This window comes from Hafnia sp. HMSC23F03, from assembly GCF_001816025.1.
Classification (GTDB): Bacteria; Pseudomonadota; Gammaproteobacteria; order Enterobacterales; family Enterobacteriaceae; genus Hafnia; species Hafnia paralvei.
Map to the genome: position 1 here is coordinate 165,824 of NZ_KV824214.1, position 9,172 is coordinate 174,995.

At 48.0% G+C, this 9,172-nt stretch carries 12 protein-coding genes; 6 read left to right on the top strand and 6 right to left on the bottom strand.

Annotated features, from left to right (window positions below):
* Nucleotides 1-40: 40 nt before the first annotated feature.
* The 4 genes from HMPREF3091_RS06430 to HMPREF3091_RS06440 are packed head-to-tail and all read right to left on the bottom strand — an operon-like array spanning nucleotide 41 to nucleotide 1,339.
* Complete coding sequence (locus HMPREF3091_RS06430) at nucleotides 41-382, bottom strand: DUF5347 family protein (protein WP_070714873.1); 342 nt, start codon at nucleotides 380-382, stop codon at nucleotides 41-43.
* Entirely contained in the window at nucleotides 346-543 is a 198-nt protein-coding gene (locus tag HMPREF3091_RS22120; RefSeq protein ID WP_083321381.1) for a phage filamentation protein Fil family protein, read from the bottom strand. The genes HMPREF3091_RS06430 and HMPREF3091_RS22120 overlap by 37 nt, the downstream gene beginning before the upstream one ends.
* A 7-nt stretch (nucleotides 544-550) precedes the next feature.
* On the bottom strand, nucleotides 551-1,066 hold the full coding sequence (locus HMPREF3091_RS06435) for a phage regulatory CII family protein (protein WP_070714875.1): 516 nt from the start codon (nucleotides 1,064-1,066) through the stop codon (nucleotides 551-553).
* 36 nt (nucleotides 1,067-1,102) lie between these two features.
* Nucleotides 1,103-1,339 carry a regulator gene (locus tag HMPREF3091_RS06440; protein ID WP_070714876.1) on the bottom strand — a complete coding sequence of 79 codons (237 nt, stop codon included), beginning with the start codon at nucleotides 1,337-1,339 and terminating at the stop codon, nucleotides 1,103-1,105.
* Between the two features lie 98 nt (nucleotides 1,340-1,437).
* Between HMPREF3091_RS06440 and HMPREF3091_RS06445 the strand changes: the two genes are divergently transcribed.
* The 3 genes from HMPREF3091_RS06445 to HMPREF3091_RS06455 are packed head-to-tail and all read left to right on the top strand — an operon-like array spanning nucleotide 1,438 to nucleotide 3,323.
* The gene (locus HMPREF3091_RS06445) at nucleotides 1,438-2,052 is read left to right on the top strand and encodes a phage repressor protein CI (protein WP_070714879.1); all 615 of its coding nucleotides are present in this window, start codon (nucleotides 1,438-1,440) and stop codon (nucleotides 2,050-2,052) included.
* A 2-nt stretch (nucleotides 2,053-2,054) separates the two neighbouring features.
* A complete protein-coding gene (locus tag HMPREF3091_RS06450) occupies nucleotides 2,055-2,306 on the top strand; it encodes a hypothetical protein (RefSeq protein ID WP_070714882.1) in 252 nt (83 codons plus the stop codon).
* Between the two features lie 3 nt (nucleotides 2,307-2,309).
* Nucleotides 2,310-3,323, top strand: coding sequence for a phage integrase (locus HMPREF3091_RS06455; protein ID WP_070714883.1), 1,014 nt, complete (start codon nucleotides 2,310-2,312; stop codon nucleotides 3,321-3,323).
* A 247-nt stretch (nucleotides 3,324-3,570) separates the two neighbouring features.
* Here the strand turns inward: HMPREF3091_RS06455 and HMPREF3091_RS06460 are convergent, their stop codons facing one another.
* A complete protein-coding gene (locus HMPREF3091_RS06460; RefSeq protein ID WP_371328678.1) occupies nucleotides 3,571-4,101 on the bottom strand; it encodes an isochorismatase family protein in 531 nt (176 codons plus the stop codon).
* A 198-nt stretch (nucleotides 4,102-4,299) separates the two neighbouring features.
* On the opposite strand from HMPREF3091_RS06460, the gene HMPREF3091_RS06465 reads away from it, so the two are divergent.
* On the top strand, nucleotides 4,300-6,321 hold the full coding sequence (locus HMPREF3091_RS06465; RefSeq protein ID WP_070714884.1) for an oxidoreductase: 2,022 nt from the start codon (nucleotides 4,300-4,302) through the stop codon (nucleotides 6,319-6,321).
* Nucleotides 6,322-6,375: 54 nt separating this feature from the next.
* On the opposite strand, the gene HMPREF3091_RS06470 is transcribed toward HMPREF3091_RS06465, so the two are convergent.
* Nucleotides 6,376-6,783 carry a YgiW/YdeI family stress tolerance OB fold protein gene (locus HMPREF3091_RS06470; protein WP_004846650.1) on the bottom strand — a complete coding sequence of 136 codons (408 nt, stop codon included), beginning with the start codon at nucleotides 6,781-6,783 and terminating at the stop codon, nucleotides 6,376-6,378.
* 227 nt (nucleotides 6,784-7,010) lie between these two features.
* On the opposite strand from HMPREF3091_RS06470, the gene qseB reads away from it, so the two are divergent.
* Both qseB and qseC read left to right on the top strand, forming a co-directional pair.
* On the top strand, nucleotides 7,011-7,673 hold the full coding sequence (gene qseB / locus HMPREF3091_RS06475; protein WP_004846648.1) for a quorum sensing response regulator transcription factor QseB: 663 nt from the start codon (nucleotides 7,011-7,013) through the stop codon (nucleotides 7,671-7,673).
* Nucleotides 7,670-9,028, top strand: coding sequence for a quorum sensing histidine kinase QseC (gene qseC, locus HMPREF3091_RS06480; RefSeq protein ID WP_070714886.1), 1,359 nt, complete (start codon nucleotides 7,670-7,672; stop codon nucleotides 9,026-9,028). The genes qseB and qseC overlap by 4 nt, the downstream gene beginning before the upstream one ends.
* Nucleotides 9,029-9,172 lie beyond the last annotated feature (144 nt).

Consider the following 9,172-nt stretch of genomic DNA (forward strand, 5'->3'; position numbering starts at 1 on the left):
GGGAAGTCCGGCGGGTTTACGCCAGTTTTTTCTTTAAACGTTAATTAGGCATTGCGAGACATTTTGGAAATAAACTCACGATTGCCTTTAATTGATTCATTGCACAAATTAATGCTTTAATTTCGGCAGACGTCAGTTCACTAAATTCGACATCATGACGATCAGCCGGAATCTTAGCTAAATAAAATATCGCACCCAATCCGCGCTTATTATCTAAATAGCAGGCGTCTGTGGTATCGCGCATATTTAAAATAAAACGCTGCAAATCTTTGCCACCATCATCACCAAATAGTTTTCCGCGAATCGCCGCAACATGATTCAAACCTTTAAAGCGATCACCGGCATTTATTTGCACAGTGCGCGCAGCTTCTGTGTTAGCCATGTAACCCCCTTTGCCTTACTTTTCATTGCATCAAGCAGTGACTGCTGATTTCTTGAAGGATGCCAGTGCGTGCCGTTCTGTAATTCAACCCATCCATGACTTGCATGACATTGACGCGATGGACTCTGACGCTTCAATAATGGCGCTACTGAAATAGTCATAAACACCTCAGTTCATGCCTAACGTCGCACCGATGCCAGTTAAAGCATCAACAGCAGACGATAAGGTGGGATTAGACTGGACACGTGCCTGCATAGTAATTCCGGCCAGCGTTAAGCAGCGAACAGCTGAATTTACAGTGCGCTTAAAGTCAGCAATACGCGCCATATTCATATGACCGCCAGCAACTGTTTCGGCTGCTAATTTGCCTACTTCTGCCGTGGCACTCATCACGTAAACGGGCATTTTTTCGTTTGATATTTCGTTAACTGGCACTGATGGCTGACATTGCATCTGGGCAAGCCATCCATCTAAAAGAGTCGGGTCTTCGGTTTCATCAGTCAGACGCATAAGATCGACGCATGTCAGCTGATGTGGTTGCTCTGGATTTAGTTTGTTGCGCAGCATTTGCTGGCTCATGCTGATACGTTCGGCAATATCTGCAATCTTGCCTTTATGCGTATTGGCAAAAGCCCGACATGCATCATCAAAATGAGATTGTTTGGATTCGCGAAAATCAAACATGGCAGAAGCCTCCTTATCATCCCAAAATGGAACTTGTTAGGCTTGCATTGCGACTTCGCAGCCAGAAGCAGCTTCGATTGTCAGTGCAAACATGTTGATTTCGATAAGGCTATTTACACCGACTTTTTTCCTGATTGGCAGGCGATTTTCCTTAATCATTTGCCGAACGTACTTTGGTTTATACCCAGTACGGCGGCAAAACTCTTCAACAGTAATATATGGGGCGGAGACAACCAGATTGATACTGGGCCGCATTGAAATTTGACGACTCATGATGCACTATTCCTCAGTTTGGTATGAAACAACACTATTTGGCACTATAAATACATATTCGGACATCACAAGAACGATGATAGGATCACAAATTAGATATGTCAAACACAAATGAGATGCAGAAGGGTATCACAAAATTCAATTTTTCATCACAAAGTGGTGGGAGAGACGTTATTACGCGGATTCTAGATGCCTATGGATTCAAAAGCAGACAATCCCTGTGCAATCATTTAGGCGTATCTCAGAGCACAATGGCAAACCGCTGGATGCGTGACACGTTTCCCCATGATTGGGTAATTGCATGTCACCTTGATACCGGCACCTCCGTTTTATGGCTTTCTACGGGACACGGCGACGCATCCAAAGTGGATACATCGTCGCAAGAAACCCATTTAGAAGTTAAAAACATCACAGATGGGGTTTTAACGAGTGGGGGATACATCTCCTATGATCCCACACTGCTTCCCAAACATACTTCATCTCTTTTCGCTGTCACTTTTGAACGTCAAATGTTCATACTCGAAAAATATTCTGGCGAAATCAATGATGGAATGTGGCTAATAAAAATCGACGGACTCGCAAGCGTACGGCAGCTATACCGATTCCCAAAAGGTCGCGTACGAATCGAAAATGGAAAGGCTTCATTTGAGTGTGATGTATCTGAGATTCAAATTTTAGGTAAGGTCCTTAGTCAAACAACTTACATGGAGTAATTATGTTAGTTTTTATTGAAATATTGATAGCTCTCATCTGTGGATTTGTAATGGCCTATGTGACATCAAGGACAGAAAATCGCGGGGCAGCATACACATTTATGGCACTGTGTTTTGGCGGGGCTATCACTATTATCCTATTTTTATTAGCTCTTTATATTTCGCCATGGGTACAACACATTTATGTTGTTGCTCTGTGTCTAGCCGCTCTATTCAAGATTCAGTCCTATATAAAGTTTGTAGAAAAGAATTAGATTATGGCCGTAAGCAAATTAGTATCAGGCAAATGGCAGGCCCAAATATTTCCTAACGGCAGAGATGGCAAACGTATCCGGCGCCAATTTGCAACCAAAGGAGAAGCCCAAGCTTTTGAGCGGTTCATAAAAGAACAATCTCAGGATAAACCATGGCTGGGCGAAAAATCAGATAAACGACGCTTAATTGACTTAGTTTACACATGGTTTAATGCACACGGCATTACCCTCTCTGATGGAGAAAAGCGAAAATCTTCGATGGAGTTTGCATGTGCAGCAATGGGCAACCCACTAGCGACTGAGTTCACAGCTAAAATTTTTTCTGCATATAGAGAACAACGCCTCTCAGGCCGGATCACACGTTCAAATAGAGTCAAAACAGTAACACCAAGAACAGTGAATCTAGAGCTCGCATATTTCCGAGCAGTATTTAACGAACTCCGCCGATTAGATGAATGGACTGCACCAAATCCCCTCGATAATGTTCGAGAGTTCAGGATCGCTGAATCCGAAATGTCATATCTCACTATGGATGATATTAGATCACTGCTAACTGAGTGTGAAAATAGTAGATCTCAGGATTTAGTTGCTGTTGTAAAAATATGTCTAGCTACTGGTGCACGCTGGGGAGAAGCAGAAAGCCTCAAGGGGAACCAAATCCGCGCTGGGAAAATTATTTTCATCAAAACTAAAGGCAAGAAAAACCGAGCAGTTCCAGTCACTGATGAATTACTTGAGCAATTGCCAGCGACACGGAGAGCCAAACCGCTATTTGGCTCCTGTTACGCGGCTTTTCGTTCCGCGCTCAGAAGAGCTGGAATTGAAACACCAGCAGGCCAACTCACACACATTTTGCGGCATACATTTGCATCACATTTTATGATGAACGGCGGGAATATTTTGGTTCTCCAGAGAATACTTGGTCATACGGATATAAAAGTAACTATGCGCTATGCGCACTTCGCGCCAGATCATCTTTCAGAAGCCAAGGCACTGAATCCATTATCCCGACTATAGTTGGCAGCAAAGTGGCAGCAGAGCGCGGCACTATACGGATATATTAAGACCTATTTTGAAACATTAATTTATTATAAATCAGTAAGTTACTGATTTATATATATCAAATTTCGGACTCATAATCGCTTGGTCGCTGGTTCAAGTCCAGCAGGGGCCACCAAATTTTAGCTTTAGATTCAGTCATTTAGGCCACTTCTTACGAGGTGGCTTTTTTGTTTCTGGCACAGAGTGTCGCAAAAGTGTCCCCTCAACCCACCGAGTTCCCCCATTCCTGCAAAATATCTGCGGTGGTTTTTACTTCAATTCGGTTTCCGGGAATGGCTAACGTTGCCCATACCTCATTGAAATAGGGAATGAGGTGTTCGGCTTTCAGAGAACCGCGATCGGCGGTGGTGTGGGCGTCGCTCGCGATGGTTAGAGCATAACCACGGCTAGCGGCATTTTTGATAGTAGTATCAACGCAGTAATCCGTTGCACAGCCACAAATCGTGATGTGTTTTGCATCCAGAGCCGCTAGTTCATCGGCGAGCGTGGTGCGATAAAATGCATCACAGGCCGTTTTATCTACATAGATACTGTCTTCCGGTTGCAAGAGTTCGGGTAGCAGTTCCCATTCATCGCTGCCTAGCGGGAGGTCAGCTTCATTATGAAGTATAAAAATCACCCGTTCAGCAGCGCGGCTCAGCTGATTAATTCGTTCTACGCGACCGATGCGGTCCATTCTCGGGGTTGAAAAAACGCCCTTTTGCATATCAACAACCAGCAAAACACGGCTCATGCTTATCTCCATATCAGAATAGACACTAGGGTAAATGATTGATGCAGGTCACTGTTTTCACTCTTGCAGCGCAACAATGTTGAGAACAATCACACTTCATTAACATACAACTTTCAAAGCAACGTGGAGAGACTAGATTTAAAGAACTCATCCGACCAGAAAGCTACCGTTTAGCCTGCGCGAAATAAGGAAAGCCGCATGAACCACTACCCTCACCTGCTTGCCCCATTGGATCTCGGTTTTACAACCTTGAAGAATCGAGTTCTGATGGGTTCTATGCACACTGGGCTAGAAGAGCATCCTAATGGCAGCGCGCGCTTGGCCGCATTTTATGCCGAACGTGCACGTGCGGGCGTGGGCTTAATCGTGACCGGCGGTATCTCCCCGAATCAGCACGGCGTGGTTCATGCTGGTGCCTCTATTTTCGATCATGAGAATCAGATCCCGCATCATAAAATTATTACTGATGCGGTGCATCAGGCGGGTGGGAAAATAGCCATGCAAATTCTGCATACTGGTCGTTATAGCTATCAGCCTCAACCTCATGCGCCTTCAGCCATTCAAGCTCCCATCAATCCCTATCCGCCCATTGAAATGACGGAAGATATGATCCAACAAACGCTGTCCGATTTTGCCCAGTGTGCGCGTTTGGCACAGCATGCAGGCTATGACGGCGTGGAAATCATGGGCTCAGAAGGCTATCTCATTAATCAGTTTTTAGCGGCTCGCACCAATCAGCGCGATGATGAATGGGGCGGCGATTTCATGCGCCGTATGCATTTCGCGGTGGAATGTGTGCGCCGCGTGCGCGCCGCCGTCGGACGAGAGTTCATCATTATCTATCGGCTATCGATGCTGGATTTAGTCGAGGAAGGCTCGGACTGGAAAGAGATCGAACAGTTAGCCGTTCAGGTGGAACACGCTGGAGCGACATTAATCAACACCGGCATTGGCTGGCATGAGGCTCGCATTCCAACCATCGCGACCATGGTGCCGCGTGCGGGATTTAGCTGGGTAACACGCCGTCTGATGGGGAAAGTGTCGATTCCGCTGATCACCACCAACCGCATCAATCATCCAGACGTTGCGGAAGCCGTGCTGGCCGATGGGTGTGCGGATATGGTTTCTATGGCTCGCCCATTCTTGGCCGATCCTGCCTTTGTGCAAAAAGCGGCAAGCGGACGAGTCGATGAGATCAACGTCTGCATCGGCTGCAATCAGGCCTGTTTAGACCAAATTTTTGAGCACAAGCTCACCTCATGTCTAGTTAACCCTCGTGCTTGCCATGAAACTGAACTGGTGCTCACCGCCACCGAGAAACCTAAACGGCTCGCCGTGGTAGGCGCTGGCCCCGCAGGATTAGCCTTTGCCACCACCGCCGCCCAGCGTGGACATCACGTAACCTTGTTCGACGCTGACAATCAAATTGGTGGTCAATTTAATATCGCCAAGCAGATCCCCGGCAAAGAGGAGTTCCATGAAACGCTGCGCTATTTCAAACGGCTGCTGATTATCCACAATATTCAGCAACGCTTGGGGCAGCGCGTAGAAGCCGCGGATCTGAGTGAATTCGATGAAGTGATCCTCGCAACAGGGATCGTACCACGCCATTTAGATCTGCCGGGCAGCGATATGCCGCACGTTCTCAGCTACACGCAGGTTTTGCGCGATAAACTACCGGTCGGTAAAAGGGTCGCGATTATTGGCGCAGGCGGGATCGGATTCGATACCGCGGAGTATCTTAGCCAGTATGGGCAATCAACCAGCTTAAACAGCACGGCTTTCGCCGAAGAGTGGGGAATTGATTTACAGCTAAAACAACGCGGCGGATTGGCTAAGGATGGGATGCATCCGACTCACAGCCCGCGAAAAATCTATTTACTACAGCGCAAAACCAGCAAAGTCGGTGAAGGATTGGGGAAAACAACCGGATGGATCCATCGCGTTAGTCTGCAAAAACGTGGCGTAATCATGATAAACGGTGCCCAATATCATCATATTGATGAACATGGTCTCCACCTCATTCGGGATGGGCAAATAGAATGCCTACCCGTTGATAATGTGATTATTTGCGCCGGTCAGGAATCGCAGCAGGAGCTGCTGGCCCCGCTACAAAATATGGGAAAAACCGTCCATCTCATCGGCGGCGCCGATGTCGCTCGTGAGCTAGATGCTCGCCGCGCAATCGATCAGGGCACCCGACTCGCATTAATGATTTAGTTTTCCCATAAAAAAAGGGCTGGAGAGAATCTCCAGCCCTTTCAACGATAATCACTATTTTACTTTGGTAATCTGCTTCACATCTAATTCAACAGAGTTCCAATCTTTATCAATTTTCCCCTGCAGCTCAACGGTGTCTTTCGGGGTAATGGTTTGCCCATTCCAGCGTTTGTGGTCGATATCCACGTTCATGGTGCCGCTTGCATCACGGAAGGTGTAGTGATCGCCGCCGATACGTTGCTCGATGTTACCGCGCAGGGTCACCCAAGTATCGTCACTCATCGTTTTGGCTTTCTCTACGGTCATCGTTCCTGCGCTAGGGCCATTGAAACCACCGGCTGCCTGAGTTGTTTGCGTGGTTTGGGTTGCTGGTGCGTTCGGGTCTACAAAGCCGCCGTTCTGAGCCAGAACAGGTGCACTACATACGGCAAGGATGGCTAATAAAGCTGCTGTCTTTTTCATTATTTTTCTCTCTCTTTATCAAATTAATTTTTGCAGAAACAGTTGCTGTTTTTGCTCTTCGGAAAGCATTACACCAAAGAGTTCTTAACAAGATCTTAAGCGTACAGTTTAACCAATTATATTTTTAAAAACTGCCTATTAGGCTGGATCCGCACAGTTTTAGGCTGTACAAAGCCCTTGCCAAATAGTTAGATAAAACCATACAGCGCAGCATAAAGGACAAGGTTATGCGGGTATTACTCATTGAAGATGACAAACTGATCGGTGACGGTATCAAAGCAGGTTTAATAAAGATGGGGTTTAGCGTCGATTGGTTTACCGAGGGTAAGCAAGGACTCAACGCGTTAGATTCTGCGCCTTACGATGCTGTGGTACTCGACCTCAGCCTGCCGGGCATGGACGGATTAGATATCCTGCGCAAATGGCGACAAAACGGACACGACGAGCCGGTACTCATCCTCACTGCACGTGACGCCTTGGAGCAACGCGTTGCAGGACTGCAACAGGGTGCCGATGACTATCTGTGTAAGCCTTTTGCACTCATTGAGGTCGCCGCTCGCTTACAGGCGCTGATCCGCCGCCGTCACGGACAGGTGCAAACCACATTAACTCACGGCTCGGTTTCACTTGATCCCATTAATCTCACCGTCACTCACGAGGGTGAAGCGATCTATTTAAAGCCGAAGGAGTTTGCGTTGCTCGAACTGCTGCTACGCAATGAAGGACGCGTGTTACCCCGTCCGCTCATCGAAGAAAAAATTTATAACTGGGACGATGACGTCTCCAGCAATGCCATTGAGGTTCATATCCATCATCTACGTAAAAAATTCGGCAGCAGCTTTATTCGAACCGTTCACGGCATCGGCTACACGCTGGGAGAAGCAACATGAAATCGCTCACGCTTAGCCTGCGACTGCGGTTGATCATTGGGTTCATCCTACTCATCACCATTGCTTGGATCTGCTCGAGTCTGTTGGCGTGGAATAAAACCCGGAATAACATCGATGAGCTCTTTGATACCCAGCAAATGCTGTTTGCCAAACGCCTAACGGCGCTCAACATCAGCGATCTTACGGTCAAAAGCCCACAGCTACCGCGTAGCAAAAAAATAGTGCGCCACAGCCATGGCGATTTGGACGATGACGCGCTCACCTTTGCCATTTTCACCACTGACGGAAAAATGGTGCTGAACGACGGAGACAACGGCCCCGATTTGCAATATCACTACCGACGCGACGGCTTCACCGACGACCAGTTGCAAGGCGATAAAGATCTGTGGCGTTTGGTATGGCTAACCACTCCCGACGGTAAATACCGCGTCGTGGTTGGGCAAGAGTGGGAGTATCGCCACGACATGGCGATTGATATCGTTAAAGCGCAGCTTGTGCCATGGATTATCGCCCTTCCTATCATGATTTTGCTGCTGATCTGGCTAGTCACTCGTGAACTAGCACCGCTCAAGCGCTTAACAAAGCGTTTGCACCAGCGTCAACCGGAAGATGAAACGCCGTTACCATTACTGTCACTCCCGAGTGAAGTGAAACCGCTGGTTGAAGCGCTTAACAGCCTATTTGCCCGAACCGGTGAAATGCTGGTAAGAGAGCGTCGATTTACGTCCGATGCCGCCCATGAGCTACGTAGTCCGCTGGCCGCATTGAAAGTGCAAACCGAAGTTGCTCAGCTCGCCGAAGACGATACCGCTATGCGCGAACATGCGTTGAAAAACCTGACAGAAGGCATCGACCGCGCAACGCGAGTGGTCGATCAGTTGCTCACGCTTTCCCGCTTGGATTCATTGTCTGGCTTGGATGACGTGCAGGAGATCGCCATCGCGGATATCCTGCAAACCGGCGTAATGGATAACTACCATAAGGCGCAGGCCAACGGTGTGGAACTGATGTTGGATATTCGCCAAACACCACCTCCTCGCCGCGCTCAGCCGCTGTTACTGGCGCTTCTGGTGCGTAACCTGCTGGATAACGCCATCCGCTACAGCCCACGCGGCAGCACGGTCAAAATCACGTTAACCACAACGCATTTCAGCGTCGAAGACAACGGCCCCGGCGTCAGCCCCGAGTATCTAAAACGCATCGGCGAACGCTTCTTCCGCCCACCTGGTCAAGAAAAAACGGGCAGCGGTCTAGGGCTTTCCATCGTGCAACGCATCGCGACATTGCATGGGATGACGGCCAGCTTTAGTGACGGGGAAAACGGAGGATTTAGGGTGGAGGTGGCTTTTATTTAGGAGGGTAAGTGTTTTATGTACATAGGATTTAATGCACTCTATTTGCTTAGTGAAAATTTTGCCCGCTTATCCGCAATGTTTTCTCATATGGCTATGGGTTAAAGCGGTCAAGCAAGGCGGCTCAATCGCCGCCGCCTTGCATCC